The sequence below is a fragment of the Burkholderia sp. MSMB1589WGS genome (genome assembly GCF_001636105.1).
Taxonomy (GTDB): Bacteria; Pseudomonadota; Gammaproteobacteria; order Burkholderiales; family Burkholderiaceae; genus Burkholderia; species Burkholderia humptydooensis.
Genome location: NZ_LNJT01000008.1, coordinates 232,402 through 253,219 on the forward strand (window position 1 = coordinate 232,402; position 20,818 = coordinate 253,219).

Below are 20,818 nucleotides of genomic sequence, written 5' to 3' on the forward strand. Positions count from 1 at the left end.
GGGTCATCCGCGAATGATAGCGCACGGCCGGCCGCCGGCGCGCGCGTGCAATCGCTTCGCGTCGCGCGGCTTCGCGAAGCGTGCCGCCCGCGCGAGCGCGAAGCGCACCCGCGATGCGGCGCCCGATGCGGCGAGCCGTTCAGAACCCCCGTGCTGCACCCGATCGAACTGTCCGAGCCGCTCGCGCATGTGACGCCCGGCACCGGCTTCTCGATCGCGATGTCCGGCCGGCCCGGCGCGCCAGGCGACACCGTCCGGCTCGGCCATCGGCCACGTCGAGCCGGCGCGCCCCGCTCGCCCAACCGGCCGTCGCACGCGTCTCCGACAGGCGAATGCGAGCGCCCGTATCGATCGCTCCGCATCGCGTTCGCAAAAACAATTGAGCGCGCGCCGTCGATGTGATTCCATTCGAATGCGACCGCCGCAAGGCGCCCGCCCGACGCGCGTTCGACGCGCGTTCAACAATCACGACAACACTTCCCTTCCGAGGACACGACTGATGGAGACGATCACCGTCATCGGCAGCAACATGGTCGATCTCGTGACCTACGTCACGCGGATGCCCGCCGACGGAGAAACGCTCGAAGCGCCGAACTTCGAGCTCGGCTGCGGCGGCAAGGGTGCGAACCAGGCGGTGGCCGCGTCGAAGCTGGGCGCGCGCGTCGCAATGGTGTCGAAGGTCGGCGACGACCTGTTCGCCGAGGACACGCTGCGCAACTTCGAGCGCTTCGGCGTCGACATCGAGCACGTGCGCCGCGTGCCCGGCGTATCGAGCGGCGTCGCGCCGATCTTCGTGAGCCCCGATTCGCGCAACCGGATCCTGATCGTCAAGGGCGCGAACCGGCACCTGCAACCGGCCGACATCGACGCGGCCGCCGCGCAGATCGAGGCGAGCCGCCTCGTCGTGCTGCAACTCGAGATCGACATCGAGACGGTCTACTACGCAATCGATTTCGCCGCCGCGCGCGGCATCCCGGTGCTGCTGAATCCCGCGCCCGGCGTGCCGGATCTCGACTTCGCGCGGCTGGCGAAGCTCGAGTTCCTCGTGCCGAACGAGACTGAGCTCGCGCTCGTGTCGGGCATGCCGACCGATACGCCCGACGCGATCGAGCGCGCAGCGGGCTCGCTCGTCGAGCGCGGGGTGAAGCACGTGATCGTCACGCTTGGAGAAAAGGGATCGCTCCTCGTGTCGCGCGCGGGCGTCGTGCGCGTGCCGCCCGTTGCCGTCGACGCGCGCGACACGACGGGCGCGGGCGACGCGTACATCGGCTGCTTCGCACGCCACTACGCGGCGGCGCTCGACGTGCCCGCCGCGATGCGGCTCGCGTCCGCGTACGCCGCGCATTCGGTGACGGGCTTCGGCACGCAGAAGTCGTACGCGGATGCGGCGACGTTCGAGCGCTTTCTGCAGGCGATCGGCTTCGGCACGTGACGGGCGGCGGATCGCGCGCCGCCCGTCAGCCGATTAGCGTCTTGCGGTAGAGCGCGAGCATCGCGTCCGCGTCGACGCCGATGCACACATCGCGCGACGGCCGTCCGTCCCAGTCCGGCGCGGGCACGGTCATCGTCGCCGGCTTCTGGATCGTCTCGCCGGCCGCGATGCCGCTCGTCAGCACGCGCACCGGGCCCGTGCGCGTCCTGTACAACTGAGGCGCGACCACGTATGCAACCGCCGACGAATCGTGCACATAGATCCCGGCGAGCCCCGCGCTCGCGCGATGGAACGCCTCGTAGTGGCGCGACACGTCCCACACGAAGCGGCCGGCGTCGCCCGCTTCGTCGCGCAGCGCGGCCAGATACTCGGCCGTCATGATCGTGGCCTGGGTGACGTCGAGCCCGACGATCGCGAGCGGCCACGACGCCGACATCACGATGTCCGCCGCGTCGGGGTCGCCCGCGATGTTCGCCTCGGCGGCGGGCGACACGTTGCCGAGCACGCCCGCCGTGCCGAACGCGCCGCCCATGATGACGACCTGCTTGACGAGCGTCGCGACTTCCGCATCCTCGGCGAGCACGTGCGCAAGGTTCGTGAGCGGCCCGACCGCGAGCAGCGTGACTTCGTGCGGATGCGCGCGCACCGTGTCGATGATGAAGCGATGCGCGGGCCGGGCGTCGAGGTTCGGCGCGCGCGCGGCGTCGACGGACAGGGCGAGGCCCGTGTTGCCCAGGCCGTCGTCGCCGTGGATGCCGCCGAGCGGCTCGGGCGCCGGCCGCCGCAGCGGCGCGGCCGCGCCGCGCGCGACAGGCACGCCGGGCGCGAAGCGGCCCGCGAGATAGAGCGCGTTGCGGGTCGTCGTGTCGATCGTCGCGTTGCCGAACACGCTCGTCACGCCGAGCAGCTCGATGTCCGGATGAAGCGCCTGGAACACGAGCGCCATCGAATCGTCGACGCCCGGGTCCGTGTCGTAGATGATCTTCTGCAGGCTCATGGGTATCTTGTAGTGAGCGCGGCATGCCGCCGCCGCGCGAGGGTGGGAAGCGTCGAATGATACCCGTGCCGCCGTTTCGCTGCGCGACGGTTTGCGCGCCGCGCGGCGAAACGGCGAAACGGCGCACGCGGAAACGGTCAATGAACAAAGGCCCGCCCGGGCGAGCCGAGCATCACGCGCGTTCGCGCGCCCCCGCGCTCACCGGCCGAGAAAGACCTAGATGGTCGCGCAGCGTCGCCCCTTCGTATTCGGCGCGAAAAAGCCCGCGCCGCCGCAGGATCGGCACGACGCCGTCGACGAAATCCTGCAGCCCGCCCGGCAGCACGTCGGGCATCAGGTTGAAGCCGTCGGCCGCGCCGGCGTCGAACCAGTGCGCGATGTCGTCGGCGATCTGCTCGGGCGTGCCGACGATCACCCGATGCCCGCCGCCGCCCGCCATCGCGCGGATCAGCTCGCGCACCGTGTAGCCGTGCCGCCGCGCGCTCGCGAGCGTCGCATGAAAGAACGTGTGGTTGCCGTTGCCGCCGTCCGGCAGCACGAGATCGTCGGGCAGCGGCGCATCGGGCGCGAGCCGCTCGACCGGCACGCCGAGCGTGCCCGCGAGCCGGTTCAGGCCGTAGCGCAGCGGGATCAGATCGATGAGCTCGTCGCGGCGGCGCTGCGCATCGGCCTCGGTCGCGCCGACGATCGTCGTCAGGCCCGGCAGCACCTTGATGTCGTCGCGGCCGAACCCGGCCGCCGCCGCCTTCAGCTCGCGCGCGTAGCCGAGCGCCTCGTCGAGCGATTGCGATGCCGAGAACACCGCCTCCGCGTGCCGCGCCGCGAACGCGCGCCCGTCGGCCGAGCCGCCCGCCTGCACGAGCACCGGATGCCCCTGCGGCGGACGCGGCAGGTTCAGTGGCCCCTGCACGCGGAAATGCGCGCCGCGATGCGCGATCGGCCGCACCTTCGCCGTATCGACGAAGCGGCCGCTCGCCTTGTCGCCGACGAGCGCGTCGTCGTCCCAACTGTCCCACAGCGCCTTCACGACATCGACGAACTCGGCCGCGCGCGCATAGCGCGCCGCATGGTCGGGCACCGCGTCGAGGCCGAAATTGCGCGCGGAGCCGGCGTCGGCCGTCGTCACGACGTTCCAGCCGGCGCGTCCGGCGCTCGCATGATCGAGCGACGCGAAGCGGCGCGCGAGATTGAACGGCTCGTTGTAGCTCGTCGACGCGGTGCCGATGAGGCCGATGTGCGTTGTCGCCGCGGCGATCATCGCGAGCAGGATCGTCGGTTCGAGCGCGGTGATCGGGCGGAAGTCGATCTGATCGACGATCGATGCGTTGTCCGCGAGAAACACCGCGTCGAACTTCGCGGCCTCGGCGATCCGCGCAACGCGCACGTAATGCGAGACGTCGACGAACGCGCGCGGATCGGCTTCGTCGATCCGCCATGCGGACGGCACGAAGCCCGAGTGCAGGATGTTGACGTTCAGATGCAGTTGACGGCGCGGCGGCCGCGTCAGGACGTATGTCATCGATGAAGGCGAGCAGCGGCGCCGGGACGACGGCGCCGTGGCGACACGCGGAGCCGGATGCCGCGACGCCGTCGGACCGCGGCGCGGCGGCGCCGTTCAGTGCAGCTTCGGAAAGCCGTGCCGTTCGGCGAGCAGTTCGAGAATGCGGCGCGAATCGGTGACGAAACGCTTGCCGCCGAGCGCGAGCGCGTCGTCGGGCGGCGGCGCGTCGTCGCCGAGGACGAGCACCGGCAGCCCCTGGTGATCGGCATCGAGCGCAGCGATCGCCGCTTCGCGCGGCCGCGCGAACGGCAGCCGGCGAATGTCGAGGCGTGCCTGCCTCGACGGATCGCTCGCAAGCAGGCCCTCGATCGGCACGCTGCCGGGACAGACGAAACGCTCGCCCGGGTGTTGGGGATCGGCGAATCCGGGTTCCAGCAGGAGCAGCAGATCTCGGCTCATCGGCGGTCGGCCTCGCACGCGAGGCAAGTCGTTGGGAATGCCGGCGATTCTCGGCCGATCGAATGCGCGTCGCCACGAATTTATCCGCAGATCGATATGCGCGGCGGCGCTAAGCGCGCGGCGGCGGGATCGCCTGCAACGGACGACGTGGCGCGACGCCGGGATTCGTCCGGCGCCTCGCGCGGATTCGCGAGGCGCGACGCGACGTCGTGCGCCGCACGCTGCGCTGCCGTGTTGCAACGCAATGCGATGGACCGCGCCTCGCTGCCGGGCGAATGCGGCAACGCACCAAGCACCGGCCGCGCGCCGATACGCGCGAGCGTTCTATTTCGCGCCGGCCCACGAGTCGCCCTCCGAGCCGACCACCCGCCCGCCACCGACCGCCAGCCTTGCTTCTTCGCTGCAAATAATTACATCTAACACTGACTCAGTTTACGGAGATCAAATCGCGGCGTAGCGTTCGTTGAATAACGATCGTTATCAAAAAGAGCCGCCACGATTCCGCGAACGGAACGTGGACGGATCTACCGTCCGTGTCCGCCCGCGATGCGCCGCATCGATGCGGACGCGCCGTCGATTCGTATTGATATGGAGAGACCCGATGCCTGCCATTGTCCGTCGTGACGTTCGCTTCGCCCTTCCGCCCGATCGCATTGGCGATTGGCACGTGAACGGCGTGGCCAACACGCATTACTTCAACGCGTTGTCGCTGATGTTCCCCGCGGGCGAGCGCTTTTTCATCGACTCGGTCCGTCACTACCGCGACCGCATTCAGGACCCCGAACTGCTGAAGCAGGTTCAGGGCTTCATCGGGCAGGAAGCGATGCACAGTCGCGAGCACGTCGAGTTCAACGACGTCGCCGAAGCGGCCGGTTATCCCGCGCATCGGCTCGACCGCGGCTTCTGGAAATTCACGGGACTGATGCGCAAGCTCTTGCCGCCGCCGCTGCAGCTCGCACAGACGATCGCATTCGAGCACTACACGGCGATCATGACCGACATGCTGCTCAGCAACTTCGAGCATTTCCACGACTCGGCCGACGCATACGCGAACATGTGGCTGTGGCACTCGATGGAAGAGACCGAGCACAAGGCGGTCGCGTTCGACGTGTGGAACGCGGTGATGAAACCGGGGCCGACGCGCTATCTGATGCGCGTCGGTTCGATGCTGCTCACGAGCGCCGTGTTCTGGGGCACGAACTTCTATTTCCACATGGCGTTCATGAACGCGCACCGGCGGATGCACGGCAAGGTCACGGGCAAGTGGGCGTTCGCGCGGTTCTTCGTGAAAGGCTTCATCCATCTGGTGCCGAGCACGCTCGCCTACTTCAAGCCCGGCTTCCATCCGTGGCAGCACGACAACCGCAGGCACTTCGCGCAGCTCGAACGGCTGCTCGCGAACATCGATGCCAGCAACGCGCGATATGCGGCGCAAGCGGCGCCGCGGCGCATCCCGCTGCATCCGATGAACATGCAGGCGAGCTGAACGCCGCGTCTTTCGCAGTCGCGAGCGCATCGGCCGCGCGCCGAAACGCTCGCGCCTCGAACGATCTCACCCAAACGGTGCATTTCATGTCTTCGACTTCGTCTCAGGGGCGCGGCCGGCCGCAAGCCTCCCCTTGGCTATCGCTGATCACCCGCCTGCTCGGCGTCAGCTTCGTGCTGTTCTTCGGCACGGCGATCGTCACGATCCTGCTCGGCATCGACCATCGGATCGCGAGCGATCCCATCGGCCTGCTGGCGCTGCGCCTCGTGCGCTGGGGCGGCGCGCACGGCGGCGGCGAGCACTACGAACTGATGATCTCGGCCGTCTATGTCGCCTGGGGCGTCTTTCTGTGGGAAGCCGCCAGCGATCCGTTCGAGCACAAGCTGTTTCTCGACTTCACGGTCGTCGCGAACGCCGCCCATTTCGGGCTGATGTTCGTGCAGGGCCTGGTGATGCCGGGCGAGCGCATCCACCTGGTCGGCGACGTCGCGCTCGGCTGGTTCGCCCTCGCGCTCTTCGCCGCGACGTGGATTCCTGCGCGAAGCAAGGCGGCGAAGCGGCACGTGGCGAGTTTCGGCCGTTGATCGCTGCCGTGGGCGCGCAGTCGCGCACCTTGCGCGCGCGAGCGAAAGCGCGGCATGCCGCGCGCGCCCGTTCGCGCCGCATAAGCATCGCACGATTCGTTCGTTGTCCGGGCGGGCGCGCTCCGTTTAACGTGGTTGTTTTTCGCGCCCATCCCTGCCAGGACCTCCGATGGCCATTTCCAGCCCCGATTCCACGCTGCGGCGGACCACGACGCCCGCCGCCCCGTCACACGCCGACGCGCACGACAGCAAGATCGCCGACGCCGCGCGCCTGTTCGACGACGATCCGCTGATCCGCCGCTTCGCCCCGATATTCGACCGGATCGCGCAAGGCGCGGTCGCGCGCGACCAGCATCGCGAGCTGCCGTACGAACCTGTCGAGTGGCTGCGCGCGGCGGGCTTCACGAAGCTGCGCGTGCCGACGGCCGCGGGCGGCGGCGGCATCGGCCTCGCGCCGTTCTTCGCGCTGCTCTCGCGGCTCGGCGAAGCCGATCCGAATCTGCCGCAGATCCTGCGCGTGCACGGCGGCTTCGTCGAGATGCTGCACGAGAGCGCCGACGACGCGCTGCGCGACCGCTGGTTCGCGCGCATCGCGCGCGGAACGATCGTCGGCGGCGCGACCGCGGAGCGGGCCGCCGTCACGAGCAACACCGTGCGGCTGTCGCGAGAGAACGGCAAGCTGTATCTCGACGGCGAGAAGTACTACACGACAGGCACGCTGTACGCGGACTGGATCGACGTGACCGCGAACGACGGCGATACGGACCTGCGCGTGCTCGTGCCGGCCGGCGCGCCGGGCGTCGAGCGCCTCGACGATTGGGACGGCTTCGGCCAGCGCCTGACGGGCAGCGGCACGACGCGCTTCACGCGCGCCGAGGTCGCGCCGGACGACATCTATCGGCGCTTCGATGCATCGCAGCCGCGCAGCAACAGCCTGCTGACCGCGTATTTCCAGACGCTGCATCTCGCGAATCTCGCGGGCATCACGCGCGCGGTGCTGCGCGACGCGGTCGCCTTCACGCGCGACCGCACGCGCACGTTCGGCGTGCCGGGCGCGTCGAGCCCGCGTCACGATCCGCTCGTGCAGCGCGTGATCGGGCGGCTCGCGAGCCTCGCGTATTCGACGCAGAGCCTCGTCGCGGCGATCGCACGCACGCTCGACGACCTGTCCGCCGCGCGCGCAGCGGGCAGCGCGACCGAAGATGCATACGTGCGCGTCGACATCCAGGCATTCCAGGCGCAGCAGATCGTGCTCGCGCAGACGCTCGAGGCCGCGACGCTGCTGTTCGAAGTGGGCGGCGCATCGGCGACGAGCGAGACGCGCCGCTTCGATCGCCACTGGCGCAACGCGCGCGTGCTCGCTTCGCACAATCCGGCGATCGTTCGCGAAGCGGCGATCGGCAACTACTATCTGAACGGCGTCGGGCACAACGAGCGCTTCGGGATCGCACATGCGGACGCCGCGCGCTGACGCCGGCGGCGCCGTGCGATCGCAGCCGGCGCGCTAATCGACCAGGAACCGCTCGCGGTCCTGCCCGGCGATCCAGGCGGGTGCGCGGCCGCGCCCCGTCCATGTCGCGCCCGTGTCCGGATCGCGATAGCGCGGCCTCGGCAGCGCGTCGACTTTCTTCGGCCGCCCGAGGCGAGGCGGGAACAGATCTTTTTGCGTGAGACCGTACGCGACGATCTTCTTGCGCAGTTCGACAAGCACGTCGGGCAACTCGACCGCGCGTGCGGTCTTCGCCTGCTGCTTCAAATCATCCAATTGGGCAAGCAATTCCTTGTATGTTGCCATTACCATTTCCCCGTATGATTCCACTGCCTCTTTTCGACCGACAATCGAAAACCATGTTGTTATGTTAAAGAGTGCCGAAGTCAGTTTTCGGCTATCATAGCGCAATTAGGCCAAGGTGGACTATTTCGATTCAGCAGGGAGCATTCGCCCATGCTCCCTTCCATTCATCACCCTCGTTATGTCGTGCTGCGCACGCATTTGCGCGCGCTGAGAAGAGCAGCCGGCCTCACGCAGACGCAATTGGCCGAGCGCCTGAGCATCGACCAGTCCTATCTCTCCAAGATCGAACGCGGGGAACGCTATGTCGATATTCTCCTTTATCTCGATTGGTGCCGTCATTGCGGCATCGAGCCCAACCACGCCGTATCTGAATTAATCGACGCGGGCGTTTGAATGGCTCATGCGGCTGCATCTCGTCATTTGAAACGATTTGAATGCCGCGCGGCGTGCGCCGCTTCGTTTGACCGCGCGTTCGTTCGCCTGTGTTCATCGCGTCGCGCGTCGTGCGGCGTATCGGCCGTCCGTCGCGAGCGCAGTGGCGCGCCGGTCCGCCTGGCTCGCGTAGTAGTGCACGGTAGACGCGGCGCTCCACAGAGCGTCTCGCGCAGCGGCAACCGCGCGACACCGCGCGGTCGCGGATCGGATCGACGCTCGCGCGATCGGTCACGCACCGGGATCGAATCGCTTCATTCTTCCGTCGCATCGAAACGATGCGGCGAGGCACTTCGCTCCCGTATCGCCTCGCGACGCGTCGCACGCTGCCGGGCCGTCCGTTCGCCGATCGCGGCGACGCGCACGCGTAGCGTCGACTGCTCACGAGCCCGAATGCGCACGCGACGGCAATGGCGGCGAACGGCGAATGCATGCGACGCCGCAGCGCGTGGCCGGCCCCGATCGGTCGACCGAAGTTCTACTCCATTCGCCGCATCGTCATCGCCGCACGCGCGCCGCCTCGCGCACGCCGGCCGCCCTGCTTACTGCCCGGTCTCGGCCGCCGGCCAGAACACGAGCGCCCGCACCTCGATGCTACGGCGTGGCGCGGCCGTCTCGGGCGTCGTCGGATCGTCGAACGCGGTATGCGCGGTGAGACGCGCGCGGCCATCGTCGAGCGAATCGTAGATCTTCAGCAGCAGCACCTCGTCGCGGCGCAGCCGCGGAAAGTAGAACCAGCGGTGCGCGGGATTCGCGACGACCGAATAGGTCTCGCCGACCTTGTCGCGATAGACGAGATCGCTCGGCACCAGGTCGTCCGGCGCGATCGTGCGCGCATCGCACAGCGCGAGCGGCAGCCGTTCGACGACGTCGAGCGGACGCCAGACGTTGACGATCGCGAAGCGGTGCCGCAAGCGCGCGGCGGCCTCGTCGGCGCCCAGATGGTCGCGCACGCGGCGCGGCGCCGACACGAACGTCTGGTCGTTGTGCACGCGGCGCACCGGCTCGCGCAGCGTGGCCGTCGCGCGCGAGCCGTGCGCGCTGTCGCGCAGCGTGTGATCGAAGATGACGACCTTTTCCGCGCCCGTCGCCGCGCGCAGCAGCGCATCGACTTCCGCGTAGTAGGTCGAGCGGATCGCCGCGTCGTCGGCGAAATCCGCGAGCGCGGTGCGATGCGCAACGAGCTCGAAGCCGCTCGCATCGAGCCCGAGCGCGCCCGCCGCCGCGAGCGGCCGCGCGTCGCGGATCTTCACGCGGCGCGGCGCGAGCTCGCCCGTCGCCCACGGCGTGCCGGGCGGCGGCTCGAACGTATACGACACCGGACGCGCGGCGCCCTTCGCCAGGTAATTGACCTCTGCTTCGATCTCGCCGCCTTCCTGCACCGGCGACCATTCTTCGATGACCGTGCTCATTGCGACTGCTCCTCGTCAAAACGCTTCGTTGTACGGACGCAGATCGAGCTCCTGCGTCCACGCGCTGCGGTGCTGCACGTGCAACTGCCAGTAACTGTCGGCGATCGCGTCGGGCGACAGCAGCCCGTCGGCGCCCGCTTGCGCGGCGCGCTCGGGCGCCGCGCTGCGCAGCCGCTCGCCGTCGATGCCGCCGTCGATCACCGCGTGCGCGACGTGAACGCCGCGCGGGCCGAACTCGCGCGCGAGCGTCTGCGCGAGCGAGCGCAGCCCCGCCTTCGCCGACGCGAACGCGGCGAACGGCGGGCGGCCGCGCAGCGACGCGGTCGCGCCCGTGAACAGCAGGCTGCGGGGCGCGTCGTCGCCTGCGTCGAGCAGTTGCGCGAGCGCCGCCTTCGCGAACAGGAAGCCACCGATCACGTTCGTGCGCCACGCGTTCTCGAATTGCGCGATGCTCAGCTCGAGCGTCGGCGCACGGAGCGCGTTGCCCGCGTTGAACACCGCGGCCCGCAGCGTGCCGAGCGTGCGCACCTCGATCGCGAGGCGCTCGACGTCGGCCTCGCTCGCGATGTCGCCGCTCGCGACGTGCGCGACGCCGCCCTGCGCGCGGATCTCGCCCGCGACCGCGGCGAGACGCTCGTGCGTGCGCCCGGTCAGCACGACGGCGTAGCCGCCGCGCGCGAAGCGCCGGCCGACGGCCGCGCCGAGCCCGGCGCTCGCGCCGACGCCCGCGATCCACGCGAGCGGAATGGAACTGGATGACACCGTATCGATCGTCATATCGGCGAACCCTATATCGTCTGTTGCGCGTGCGAAACGAAGAAAACGAGATATGTTTATCGGAACGACTGCGAACGCGCTCGTTGGTGGAGCGTTGAGCATAGTGCCTTTTTAAAACCCTGTCGGTCGCGCAGTTTTGTCGATGTTTTGCCGGTTCTTGACGGGGGTCTGGCGGGTGAATGACAACGCAAGCGAACGAGCGAGCGGCGTCCTTCGCCCACCGTCAGGCCGCCCGCCGCGGCCGCCTCCGAACGAACCCGCACATCGCGAGCGCGACGGCCGCGAGCGCCGCGCCGGTGAAGAACGTCGTCGGCGCGCCGTGGTGCTCCCACAGCCAGCCGGCGAGCGCGCTCGCCGCCAGCATCGCGATCCCGCCCGCGAGATTGAACACGCCGAACGCGGTGCCGCGCAGTTCCGCCGGCGCGGTTTCCGCGACGAGCGCGGCGAGCATCCCCTGCGTGAAGCCCATGTGCAGCCCCCAGACGGCGACGCCCGCGAACAGCGCCGTCGGCGACGCGCTCGCGCCCAGCAGCAGATCGGCCGCGATCAGCAGCAGCATGCCGGCCGCGAGCGGCGCGCGCGCGCCGAACGTGTCGGACACGATGCCGACCGGATACGCGGACGCCGCATACGCGACGCTCATCACGACCATCACGGCCGGAATCCACGCGATGTCGAGCCCCGCCTGCTGCGCGCGCAGCACGAGGAACGCCTCGCTGAAGCGCGCGAGCGTGAACGCGGTGCCGATCAGCACGACGAACCAGTAGCGTCCGGAAAACGCGCGCAGCGCGCGCCAGTGAAGCGGCGAGCGGAATGTGCGCGCGGCGGCGGGCGCGGCGGCGGGCTCGTCGACGCCGAACAGGATCAGCGCGATCGCGGCGAACGCCGGCACGACCGCGAACCACAGCACCGCGCGGATGTGATCGGCGAACGCGAGCATCAGCACGATCGCGAGCAGCGGCCCCGCGAACGCGCCGACGGTATCCATCGACTGGCGCAGCCCGAAGCACGCGCCGCGGATCTCGGGCGGCGCGACGTCGGCGACGAGCGCATCGCGCGGCGCGCCGCGGATGCCCTTGCCGACCCGGTCGAGCAGCCGCGCAGCGGCAACCGTCGCCGGCCCGGACGCGAGCGGAAAGAGCGGCTTCGTCAGCGCGGCGAGCCCGTAGCCGAGCAGCAGCAACGCCTTGCGCCGGCCGAGCCAGTCGCTCAGCGCGCCGGAGAAGATCTTGACGATCATCGCGGTCGCCTCGGCCGCGCCTTCGAGCACGCCGAGCGCCGCGACGCTCATGCCCATCGTCGTCACGAGATAGATCGGCAGTAGCGCATGGATCAGCTCGGACGACACGTCCATGCACAGGCTGACGAAGCCGAGCGCCCACACGGTGCGCGGAATCGGAGGACGGCGGGAAGGAACGGAATGCGCGGGCATTGGCAGGCTCTCGGGCAACGATCGGGACAAAACGGGAAAGAATGCGTGCGATACGTCGAAGCAATATATCGAAGTATCGAAGCAATGCGCCGAAGCGATGCATCAACGCAATGCGGCGCCGGAATCTCCGGGCGGGCGCGGCAGGATCGATCCGCCATGCCGCGCCGATCGACGCGCGGCTAGTCGGTCAGGCCGGCGCGCATCGGATAGCCGCCGCCGTCGGCGGGCTCGGCGGGCGGCGGCGCGACGTAGCGCGCGGCGTCGAAGTCCGCGGGCAGCGGCTCGACCGGATAGCCCTGCTTCTCCCACGCGTCGAGGCCGCCCTTCAGCGCGAGCGCGTGGCGGATGCGCTTGCGCTGGAGCTGGCTGACGATGCGCTTCGCGGTGGCTTCGTTCGGGCACACGCAGTACACGACGACCGGGCGCGTCATCAGATCGGGATGCAGCGACTCCGGCGAATCGAGATCGAGCGGATACGCGCCCGCGATCCGGTACGCCTCCTTCTCGCGCACCGCGCGCGGCCGCGCGTCGAACACGACGGGCGGCGCCGCCGACTTCAGCATCGCATCGAGCTGCTGCGGGCTGATGCGAATCTTCGCGAGCCAGCGGCGAAAGCGCATGCGCATCGCCGAGCGGTACAGCAGGAACGTGACGAAGATCGCGGCGAACGCGTCGAACAGCGTGCCGCCGCTCGCGCTCACCCACTGCATCAGCCGCACGATCTCGTCGTGCAGCACCGCGCCGCCGAAGAGCCACACGCTCGCCCATAACGACGCGCCCGCGACGTCCCAGAACAGGAACACCCACACGGCGACGGCCGTCGTGCCGAGCAGCGGCGCCGACACGAGCCCCAGGCCCGGCAGGAACTTCGCGAGCACGAGAAGCGGCGCGCCGTGCTTTTCGAACACCTTGCGCGCGACGCGCAGCGTCGCGTCGAGCGACAGCGAGAAGCGCACGAGCGCGTTGAGGAGCCGCCGGCCGCGCGCGCGTCCGGCGAAGAACCACATCGAATCGGCGAGCACCGTCGCGGCGACGGCCGCGACGAGCATGCTCGCATAGGACGCCTGCCCCATCGCCGCCATCGTGCCGCCGACGATCAGCATCGGCACGGCCGGCACGGGCATGCCGAGCTGCGTGACGAGCACGCTGGCGAACACGGCCCACGGACCGAGCGACGCGGGAACAGCCTGCGGAAAATGCCACACGAAACGCACCTCGAACGCGACGAATGCCGAGCCGGGTGGCGTCGGCGCCCGCGGAGAACCGCGGCGCCCGCCGCGGCGCGTGCGCGGCGTGGATCGGCATCCCGCATTCTAAACGCGTTTCGTGACGGGCTCGCGCGAGGGCGCGAGCGCATGCCGCCCGGGCGCGCCTACCCGGGCACCCGGTGCACGCCTACTCGGACACTTCGACGATGACCTTCAGCGCGCGCGTGTTCGCCGCATGACCGAACGTCTCGTATGCCTGCTCGATGCCGGCGAGCGGAAAACGGTGCGTGATCAGCCGCTTCGGGTCGAGCCGCCCCGCGCCGACGGTCTTCAGCAGCATCGGCGTGCTCGACGTGTCGACGAGCCGGGTCGTGATCGTGATGTTGCGGTCCCACAGCGTCTCGAGATGCAGATCCGCCTTCACGCCGTGCACGCCGACGTTCGCGATCACGCCGCCCGGCGCGATGATCTGCTGGCACAGCTCGAACGACGCCGGAATGCCGACGGCTTCGATCGCGCAGTCCACGCCGTCGCCCGTCAGCGCCTTCACCTCGGCCACCGCGTCGACCTGGCCGTTGTCGATGCACGCGGTCGCGCCGAAGCGCTGCGCGACGGCGAGCCGGTTCGGGTCCGGATCGATCATCACGATCTGCGCGGGCGAATAGAACTGCGCAGTCAAGAGCGCCGCGAGCCCGATCGGCCCCGCGCCGACGATCGCGACCGTGCCGCCCGGTTGCACGCGGCCGTTCAGCACGCCGCACTCGAAGCCCGTCGGCAGGATGTCGGACAGCATCACGAGCGCCTCCTCGTCGGCGCCGGGGGGAATCCGGTACAGGCTCGTCTGCGCGTGCGGGATCCGCACGTATTCGGCCTGCGTGCCGTCGATCCGGTTGCCGAGAATCCAGCCGCCCGTCGCGCAGTGCGAATACATCCCGCGCCGGCAGTATTCGCACTGCCCGCACGACGAGATGCACGAGATCAGCACGCGGTCGCCCTCCTTCAGCGTGCTCACCGCGGCGCCCGCGCGATGCACGACGCCGACGCCCTCGTGGCCGAGAATGCGCCCGGGCTCGCAGCTCGGCACGTCGCCTTTCAGGATATGCAGGTCGGTGCCGCAGATCGTCGTGCGCGTGACGCGCACGACGACGTCCGTCGGTGCGACCAGCTCGGGCATCGGGCGCTCGTCCAGCGACTTGCGGCCGGGCCCGTGATACACCAGCGCTTTCATGTCGTGTTCTCCGCTCGCGGGGCGTGGAATGCCCCTCGCGCCTCACTCTAGGCGCGCCGCGCGCACGCCGGTTGACGCGCATCAAGCGCCGCGGCCCACGCGGATGCGACGCACGCGCGCAGCACGCGGGCCCGGCCGGGCGGCCTGACGGGCTTTGATCTGAGTCAAGCGCGCCGCCCGCGCGCTTCATAGACTGGGGACATACGTCCAAAACGGCGCGCGACGCGCCGGAACCTAGGAGAACGAGCGATGAGCTACAAGAGCATCCTGGTCCACCTCGACACGAGCGATCGCGCGCGCACGCGGCTCGAAACGGCGCTGACGCTCGCGCGCCAGTTCGGCGCGTACCTGAGCGCGATCTTCTCGATCTACACGCCCGAGCCGACGTCGTTCTACGTGATGGCGGGCACCGCCGACTACTTCGCCGACCAGGAAAAGCGGCGCGGCGAGAAGCGCGCGGCGCTCGAGCGCCTGTTCCATGCGGAACTCAAGCGCGCGAACGTCGAGGGCCAGTGGATCGTCGCCGAAGCGCGCGCGAACGAAGCGGTGCCGCACTACGCGCGCTACGCGGACCTCGTGATCGCCGGCCAGGCCGATCCGGACGACCCGGAAACCTACGTCGACGACAGCTTCCCCGACACGCTCGTGCTGTCGGCGGGCCGCCCGGTGCTGCTGTTGCCTTACGCGGGCATGCCGTCCGCGATCGGCACCCGCGTGCTCGTCGCGTGGGACGGCAGCCGCGAGGCTACGCGCGCCGTCCACGACGCGGCGCCGTTCCTCGCGCTCGCGACGAAGACGACGATCGTCACCGTGAACGGCGTCGGGCAGGAGCCGCCCGGCGCGCGGATTCCGGGCGCCGACATCGCGCTCACGCTCGCGCGGCATCACGCGAACATCGACGTGCGCGACCTCGAACGCTCGCGCGACGCGTCGATCGGCGACATGCTGCTGTCGCACGCGTACGAATCAGGCACCGACCTGCTCGTGATGGGCGCATACGGCCACGCGCGCTGGAAGGAGCTGATCCTCGGCGGCGTGACGCGCACGATCTTTGCGTCGATGACGGTGCCGGTCCTGATGTCGCACTGAGCGGCACGACGGCGCGCGCGCCCGATGCCGCCCGAAGAGGCGCGCGGGCGGCGAGCCGAGCCGCGCGGTGCGCGGTGGGCGCGGGCCGAACGAAACGGGTGTTGGGAGACAGACATGTATTCGATCATTCTTGTCGCGCTCGACGGCAGCGAGACCGCGTCGCATGCGCTCGACTCGGCGCTGCAGCTCGCCGTCGACACGGGCGCGCGGCTCGTGCCCGTCTATGTCGTCGACATGCCGGTGTTCGCATTCGACACGCCGGGCTACGATCCGTCGATCCTCATCGATGCGTTTCGCGAGGAAGGCCGGCGCGTGCTCGACGACGCGCAGGCCCGGATGACGCGGCGCGGCGTCGCCGGCGCGCCGCGGCTCGTCGAGGTCGAGCCGCCGGGCGAGGACGTCGCCGAACGCCTCGAGCGCGCGGCGCGCGAGATCGACGCGAGCCTGATCGTGATGGGCACGCACGGCCGGCGCGGCGTTCGCCGGCTGATGCTCGGCAGCGTCGCCGAACGGCTGCTGCGGCACGCCCGCTGCCCGGTGCTGATGATTCCGGCCCGCGGCGCGCCGGCCGCCGACGCGAACGCCACTCATCCGACGGAGACTGCGTGATGAAATTCAAGACTTTGCTCGTTCATGTCGACGACAGCCGCCAGAGCGGCGCGCGCACCGAGTTCGCGCTCGACCTCGCGCGGCGCTGGGACGCACACGCGATCGGCCTGTACGCCGTGTGCCAGGACCTGATGCGGCCGCTCTTTCGCCGCGACGAGAGCCTGCGCCTCGCGGCGAACGAGGCGCAGCACGCCGCGAGACGCGACGCCGCGCAGGCGCGCTTCACGGCCGCCGGCGAACGCGCGGGCGTCAACTTCGAATGGCGCGCGCCCGCCGGGCCGCCCACCGACGTCGCGACGCTGCACGCGCGCCATGCGGACCTCGTCGTGCTCGGCCAGCCCGATCCGGGCGACGACGCGGCGTTCATCGAGCAGCACTTCGTCGACGACGTCGTGATGAGCTGCGGCGTGCCGGCGATCGTGCTGCCGTTCACGGGCGCGATGCACACGTTCGGCGAGAACGTGCTGGTCGCGTGGAACGGCAGCCGCGAGGCGGCGCGCGCGGTCGCGGATGCGCTGCCGATCCTGAAGCGCGCGCGCTTCGTGACCGTCGAAAGCGTGATGTACCGCCGCAAGACGGGCGCCGATCTCGCGCCCGCGGGCATCGACGTCGCCGCGTATCTCGGCCGGCACGGCATCCAGGCATCGTTCTCGACGTCGGCGCACGTGCCGGGCGTCGAGACCGGCGCGGCGCTGTTGAACCGCGCGGCCGACCTGCACGCGGACCTGCTCGTGATGGGCGCTTACGGCCATACGCGCGCGCGCGAACGCGTGCTGGGCGGCGTGACCCGGACGATGTTCGAATCGATGACGGTGCCCGTGCTGCTGTCGCATTGAGCGACACCGCGGCGGCGGTGGCGTCGGGCGGAACCGGTGCCGGCGCGGGCCGGCCGCGCCCGTCTCGGGCGCCTTCCCTTCATTGCTGCCGGGTGAACCCGCGCGTCGATCACGCGACGGTCGCCCCGCCCGAAGGCCGGCGGCGATCGCGACCGCCGCCTCGTGGCGTCAGGATATCGCCGCGTGGCGACCTCCGCGCTTCGCCGATCTCGATTGCCGCGTCCGCTTGCCGCAACGCAGCATGCGAACGCCGTGCGCCGCGTCAGGCGGCGGATTCGTCGTGGCGGCGCAGCAACACGGGCCGGTCCGCGATCCGCAGCAGCGATTCCGCGACGCTGCCGAGCAGCAGCCGACGTATTCCGTGGCGCCCGCGGGTGCCCATCACGATCAGATCGGCGCCGCACTCGGCGGCCGTGCGCATCAGCACCGCCGCGACGTCCTCGCCATACGAATCGATCGCGCGCACCGAGCCCTCGATGCGATGCTGCGCGAGCCGCGCCTTCGCGTCGGCGAGCACGCGGGTCGCGATGTCGGTCGCCGGGCCGTCGTCGTCCTGCGGCTCGAGGTACGCGGCGTCGACGTCGACGAGCTGCGGCTTGTGCTCGACGACGCACACGGCCGTCACCGTCGCGCCGAACGTCTTGGCGACCTTGATCGCTTCGTCGAGCGCGACGCTCGCGCTGCGGCTGCCGTCGAGCGCCGCGAAGATTCTTTTGTACATGGTCGACACCTCCGGAAAACACCGTTCGATCGCGTGCGGGCACGCCCTGCCGAGAGTCTCGCGCGCCGCGGACGGCCCACCGTTGACGAGGATCAAGCGTGCGCTCGGGCGGCGCGGCGCGCATGCGGCGGCGCCGCAGCCGCCGCATGCGCGCTTCGATCCCATTGGCCAAAAGCAGCCAAATCGAGCACAATTTCATCTCAATATTGATGATAAGAGGCTGCGGCCCACTTGCGGGCGTCCGCGCGTTCGGGACGCCGCGTCGCGGCCGCCTCGACCGGGGAGCAAGACCTTGAAGACCGCTCTGACGACGGCTCGAAACGAACGCGCGCGCGCCACGCCACGCGCCAGCCCGCCCGCACGGTTGCACGCCGCCGCGCCCGTGGCGGCCGGCGCGCGCGGCGCCGGTTCGGCCGCCCGCCGGTCGACCTCCCCGATGCAATCGACTCGACAGGAAGATTTCCACCCATGATCAAGGTTCTGATTGCCGACGACCACGCGCTCGTGCGCGACGGTCTGCGCCATATCCTGCAGAATGCGTCCGGCTACGAAGTCGCCGGCGAAGCGTTCGACAGCGCGACGACGATCGCGCTCGTGCGCTCGACGCCCGCCAATGTGCTCGTGCTCGACCTGTCGATGCCGGGCCGCAACGGCGTCGAGCTGATCAAGCAGATCAAGGAAGAGAAGCCCGCGCTGCGGATCCTGGTGCTGACGATGCACGCGGAGCAGCAGTACGCGGTGCGCGCGTTCCGCGCGGGCGCATCCGGCTATCTGACGAAGGAAAGCGCGAGCTCGGAGCTCGTCGGCGCGGTGACGAAGGTCGCCTCGGGCGGCGTCTACGTGAGCCTCGCGATGGCCGAGCGCTTCGCGCAAAGCCTGAACGAGCCGGCGGAGACGCTGCCGCACCATCGGCTGTCGGACCGCGAGTTCGACGTGTTCCGCCGGATCGCGTCCGGCCAGACGCTCACGCAGATCGCCGACGAGCTGTGCGTGAGCGCGAAGACGGTCAGCACGTACAAGACGCGGATTCTCGAAAAGATGCAGATGCCGCACGAAGCGGCGCTCGTGCGCTACGCGTTGCGGCACAAGCTGATCGACGATCCGGACGAGGATTGACGCACGCCCCCGTGCCCGCGCACCTCGATGAGCGACGCAGCCGGGCGGCCGGCCTGCGGGCGCGCGGCGCGGCCGCCTTACAAATTGAATGCTTTCGACATCTTCAGCTCGATCCAGGTCATGCCCGCGCGCAGCCCCTCGATCATCGCGTCGCGCTCGGCCGGATACGTGCCGCCGTGCCGGAACGCGTGCCTGAACACGCCGCCGCCCGGCGCACTGTGCATCACCTTGATGTCGCACACGTAACCGCCCTGCACCGGCGACGTCGTCACTTCGACCGTCCAGTCGCCGTCCTTGATGTTGCCTGACAACGTCATGTCGCTCTCCAGCCGGATCGGCCGACGCGGCGCCGCGCGACGCCGCGCGGCATGCGTGCGCTATTCGTAAAGGAATCGAAAGAACCCGCTGTGCAGCAGGACCGGCTTGCCGCCGATCTCGTCGAGCATCCGGCGCGCGGCATGCTCGATCTTGCCGCGATGCAGGTCGAACGCCGCGAGCAGATCGTCCTCCTTCAGCGACGCCGCGCCGAAATGATCCTCGAGCGCCTCGGCCGTGATCGCGCATTGCACGTACTCGCCGTCGACGAGCGCCGGAAATGCGACGACGAGATCGCGCGCGCAGTACTCGGGCGGCGGATCCAGAGGAAACGAAATCTTCATGACGGGCATGACAATCTCCTGTAGCCACTGCCGGCACGCGCAGCGGACCATCGATGCTTCAGCATAGAGCCGCGCCGCGCCGCCCGCTTGACCCACGTCAACCGGCCGCGCGCGGCGCGCGGTTGATCTGCGTCAACACGCCGGCGGGCAACGGGGCGATGATCGTTTCGTCGCGTGCGCCGTCGCGCCCTTCGCGCCGGCCTCGCACGCGCCGAACGATGGGGCGGGCCATGACACTGAAAGCGAATCTCGAAGGCGTGCGCGACACCTATCGCCTCTGCTTCGTGCGCAATCCGTGGGCCTACTTCACGTGCTTGCCGCTCGATCGCCAGTGCGGCGACCGCTGGAGCGAGGCGCCTTACGAACTGTACGCCGGACCACCCTACGGCGACAGCCCCGACCAGATCCTGCGCGTCGCGTTCGACGGCCCGCTGCTGCCGCCCGAGGCCGGGCGCGGCGGGCTCACGTGCAGCGTCGTCGACATCAACGAAGGCCTCGCGCCGTGGCTTCGGACCGAAAGCTACTTCGGCGGCGAGCCGCTCGCGATCGCCGCGGGCGCGACGCTCGGCGCGTTCGTCGAGACGATCGAAAAAGCGGGCGGCACGGTGTTCGTTCCGCTCACGTGGGGCGCATTGCCGGACGCCGGCAAGCGCGCGCATGCAATGGTGGTGACGAACTGAGCGATATGCGGGCGCGGCCGTCGCGGTGATCGCCGTGCGCGCGCACGCGGCGCAAACGCGCGCGATCGGATCGCGCCTCCCCATCCGCGAGCGAACCTGCCGACCGATCGGGCCCGCGCGCCGCGACGCCGTCAGCGCTCGTCCTTCGCCGTCGGATTCAGCAGCACGACGAACGCGGCGACGCCGACCGACAGCGCGATCACGCCATAGAAAAACTCGGCGCTGCTGTCGAACAGCAGGCCGCGAACGGCTTCCATCATCCCCGCTAGCGAAATGAACACGGCGATGGTCGCGAGAACGACCCGATATTTGCGCACCATGACGGTCTCCTGGCTTGCGTGTATGCGGCCGCCGTCCAATGTCGA

The 20,818-nt window shown here is 69.7% G+C and carries 24 protein-coding genes; 10 read left to right on the forward strand and 14 right to left on the reverse strand.

Going from position 1 to position 20,818, the window contains the following annotated elements; genetic code table 11:
* Nucleotides 1–3: 3 nt before the first annotated feature.
* Nucleotides 4–267 carry a hypothetical protein gene (locus WT16_RS33815; RefSeq protein ID WP_197486493.1) on the reverse strand — a complete coding sequence of 88 codons (264 nt, stop codon included), beginning with the start codon at nt 265–267 and terminating at the stop codon, nt 4–6.
* Nucleotides 268–499: 232 nt separating this feature from the next.
* On the opposite strand from WT16_RS33815, the gene rbsK reads away from it, so the two are divergent.
* The gene (gene rbsK, locus WT16_RS19080; protein WP_059930089.1) at nt 500–1,432 is read left to right on the forward strand and encodes a ribokinase; all 933 of its coding nucleotides are present in this window, start codon (nt 500–502) and stop codon (nt 1,430–1,432) included.
* Nucleotides 1,433–1,457: 25 nt separating this feature from the next.
* On the opposite strand, the gene WT16_RS19085 is transcribed toward rbsK, so the two are convergent.
* The 3 genes from WT16_RS19085 to WT16_RS19095 all read right to left on the reverse strand — a co-directional run bounded on the left by WT16_RS19085 (nt 1,458) and on the right by WT16_RS19095 (nt 4,389).
* A complete protein-coding gene (locus WT16_RS19085; protein WP_006027472.1) occupies nt 1,458–2,429 on the reverse strand; it encodes a nucleoside hydrolase in 972 nt (323 codons plus the stop codon).
* A gap of 172 nt (nt 2,430–2,601) precedes the next feature.
* Nucleotides 2,602–3,948: an LLM class flavin-dependent oxidoreductase gene (locus WT16_RS19090; protein WP_063533970.1), complete on the reverse strand. Its 1,347-nt coding sequence runs from the start codon at nt 3,946–3,948 to the stop codon at nt 2,602–2,604.
* A 96-nt stretch (nt 3,949–4,044) separates the two neighbouring features.
* Nucleotides 4,045–4,389 carry a DUF3088 domain-containing protein gene (locus WT16_RS19095; RefSeq protein ID WP_006027474.1) on the reverse strand — a complete coding sequence of 115 codons (345 nt, stop codon included), beginning with the start codon at nt 4,387–4,389 and terminating at the stop codon, nt 4,045–4,047.
* A 601-nt stretch (nt 4,390–4,990) separates the two neighbouring features.
* Between WT16_RS19095 and WT16_RS19105 the strand changes: the two genes are divergently transcribed.
* From WT16_RS19105 to WT16_RS19115, 3 genes are all read left to right on the forward strand, one after another.
* Nucleotides 4,991–5,875 carry a metal-dependent hydrolase gene (locus WT16_RS19105; protein WP_063533971.1) on the forward strand — a complete coding sequence of 295 codons (885 nt, stop codon included), beginning with the start codon at nt 4,991–4,993 and terminating at the stop codon, nt 5,873–5,875.
* 86 nt (nt 5,876–5,961) lie between these two features.
* Nucleotides 5,962–6,459: a DUF6632 domain-containing protein gene (locus tag WT16_RS19110; protein WP_063534898.1), complete on the forward strand. Its 498-nt coding sequence runs from the start codon at nt 5,962–5,964 to the stop codon at nt 6,457–6,459.
* 169 nt (nt 6,460–6,628) lie between these two features.
* Nucleotides 6,629–7,930, forward strand: coding sequence for an acyl-CoA dehydrogenase family protein (locus WT16_RS19115; protein ID WP_063533972.1), 1,302 nt, complete (start codon nt 6,629–6,631; stop codon nt 7,928–7,930).
* 33 nt (nt 7,931–7,963) lie between these two features.
* Here the strand turns inward: WT16_RS19115 and WT16_RS19120 are convergent, their stop codons facing one another.
* Complete coding sequence (locus tag WT16_RS19120) at nt 7,964–8,254, reverse strand: H-NS histone family protein (protein ID WP_043282781.1); 291 nt, start codon at nt 8,252–8,254, stop codon at nt 7,964–7,966.
* Nucleotides 8,255–8,404: 150 nt separating this feature from the next.
* Between WT16_RS19120 and WT16_RS19125 the strand changes: the two genes are divergently transcribed.
* Complete coding sequence (locus WT16_RS19125; RefSeq protein ID WP_009914773.1) at nt 8,405–8,647, forward strand: helix-turn-helix transcriptional regulator; 243 nt, start codon at nt 8,405–8,407, stop codon at nt 8,645–8,647.
* 581 nt (nt 8,648–9,228) lie between these two features.
* Here the strand turns inward: WT16_RS19125 and WT16_RS19130 are convergent.
* The 5 genes from WT16_RS19130 to WT16_RS19150 all read right to left on the reverse strand — a co-directional run bounded on the left by WT16_RS19130 (nt 9,229) and on the right by WT16_RS19150 (nt 14,743).
* Entirely contained in the window at nt 9,229–10,098 is an 870-nt protein-coding gene (locus tag WT16_RS19130) for a CmcJ/NvfI family oxidoreductase (RefSeq protein WP_063533973.1), read from the reverse strand.
* A 15-nt stretch (nt 10,099–10,113) separates the two neighbouring features.
* Entirely contained in the window at nt 10,114–10,875 is a 762-nt protein-coding gene (locus tag WT16_RS19135) for an SDR family NAD(P)-dependent oxidoreductase (protein ID WP_063533974.1), read from the reverse strand.
* Nucleotides 10,876–11,098: 223 nt separating this feature from the next.
* Nucleotides 11,099–12,307, reverse strand: a complete 1,209-nt coding sequence (locus tag WT16_RS19140) for an MFS transporter (RefSeq protein WP_015603542.1) — start codon at nt 12,305–12,307, stop codon at nt 11,099–11,101.
* 179 nt (nt 12,308–12,486) lie between these two features.
* Nucleotides 12,487–13,512 (reverse strand): VTT domain-containing protein, encoded by a 1,026-nt coding sequence (locus tag WT16_RS19145; protein ID WP_006027484.1) that lies wholly within the window; start codon nt 13,510–13,512, stop codon nt 12,487–12,489.
* A gap of 190 nt (nt 13,513–13,702) precedes the next feature.
* Nucleotides 13,703–14,743, reverse strand: a complete 1,041-nt coding sequence (locus WT16_RS19150) for a zinc-dependent alcohol dehydrogenase family protein (RefSeq protein WP_063533975.1) — start codon at nt 14,741–14,743, stop codon at nt 13,703–13,705.
* A 249-nt stretch (nt 14,744–14,992) separates the two neighbouring features.
* Here WT16_RS19150 and WT16_RS19155 point away from each other — a divergent pair, with 249 nt between their 5' ends.
* The 3 genes from WT16_RS19155 (at nt 14,993) to WT16_RS19165 (ending at nt 17,277) form a co-directional block, all read left to right on the forward strand.
* Entirely contained in the window at nt 14,993–15,832 is an 840-nt protein-coding gene (locus tag WT16_RS19155; RefSeq protein WP_063533976.1) for a universal stress protein, read from the forward strand.
* A 114-nt stretch (nt 15,833–15,946) separates the two neighbouring features.
* Entirely contained in the window at nt 15,947–16,441 is a 495-nt protein-coding gene (locus WT16_RS19160) for a universal stress protein (protein WP_063533977.1), read from the forward strand.
* Nucleotides 16,441–17,277, forward strand: coding sequence for a universal stress protein (locus tag WT16_RS19165; RefSeq protein WP_006027488.1), 837 nt, complete (start codon nt 16,441–16,443; stop codon nt 17,275–17,277). Before WT16_RS19160 ends, WT16_RS19165 begins: the two co-directional genes overlap by 1 nt.
* A gap of 262 nt (nt 17,278–17,539) precedes the next feature.
* On the opposite strand, the gene WT16_RS19170 is transcribed toward WT16_RS19165, so the two are convergent.
* The gene (locus tag WT16_RS19170) at nt 17,540–17,998 is read right to left on the reverse strand and encodes a universal stress protein (RefSeq protein ID WP_015603350.1); all 459 of its coding nucleotides are present in this window, start codon (nt 17,996–17,998) and stop codon (nt 17,540–17,542) included.
* A gap of 468 nt (nt 17,999–18,466) precedes the next feature.
* Here WT16_RS19170 and WT16_RS19175 point away from each other — a divergent pair, with 468 nt between their 5' ends.
* The gene (locus WT16_RS19175; protein ID WP_006027491.1) at nt 18,467–19,114 is read left to right on the forward strand and encodes a response regulator transcription factor; all 648 of its coding nucleotides are present in this window, start codon (nt 18,467–18,469) and stop codon (nt 19,112–19,114) included.
* Between the two features lie 77 nt (nt 19,115–19,191).
* On the opposite strand, the gene WT16_RS19180 is transcribed toward WT16_RS19175, so the two are convergent.
* Nucleotides 19,192–19,431 carry a hypothetical protein gene (locus tag WT16_RS19180; protein ID WP_009914763.1) on the reverse strand — a complete coding sequence of 80 codons (240 nt, stop codon included), beginning with the start codon at nt 19,429–19,431 and terminating at the stop codon, nt 19,192–19,194.
* 60 nt (nt 19,432–19,491) lie between these two features.
* Nucleotides 19,492–19,782: a DUF1488 domain-containing protein gene (locus WT16_RS19185; RefSeq protein ID WP_009914761.1), complete on the reverse strand. Its 291-nt coding sequence runs from the start codon at nt 19,780–19,782 to the stop codon at nt 19,492–19,494.
* 221 nt (nt 19,783–20,003) lie between these two features.
* On the opposite strand from WT16_RS19185, the gene WT16_RS19190 reads away from it, so the two are divergent.
* Nucleotides 20,004–20,453: a hypothetical protein gene (locus WT16_RS19190; protein WP_006027494.1), complete on the forward strand. Its 450-nt coding sequence runs from the start codon at nt 20,004–20,006 to the stop codon at nt 20,451–20,453.
* A 131-nt stretch (nt 20,454–20,584) separates the two neighbouring features.
* Here the strand turns inward: WT16_RS19190 and WT16_RS19195 are convergent, their stop codons facing one another.
* Nucleotides 20,585–20,773 carry a DUF2964 family protein gene (locus WT16_RS19195; RefSeq protein ID WP_009914759.1) on the reverse strand — a complete coding sequence of 63 codons (189 nt, stop codon included), beginning with the start codon at nt 20,771–20,773 and terminating at the stop codon, nt 20,585–20,587.
* Between the last annotated feature and the right edge of the window lie 45 nt (nt 20,774–20,818).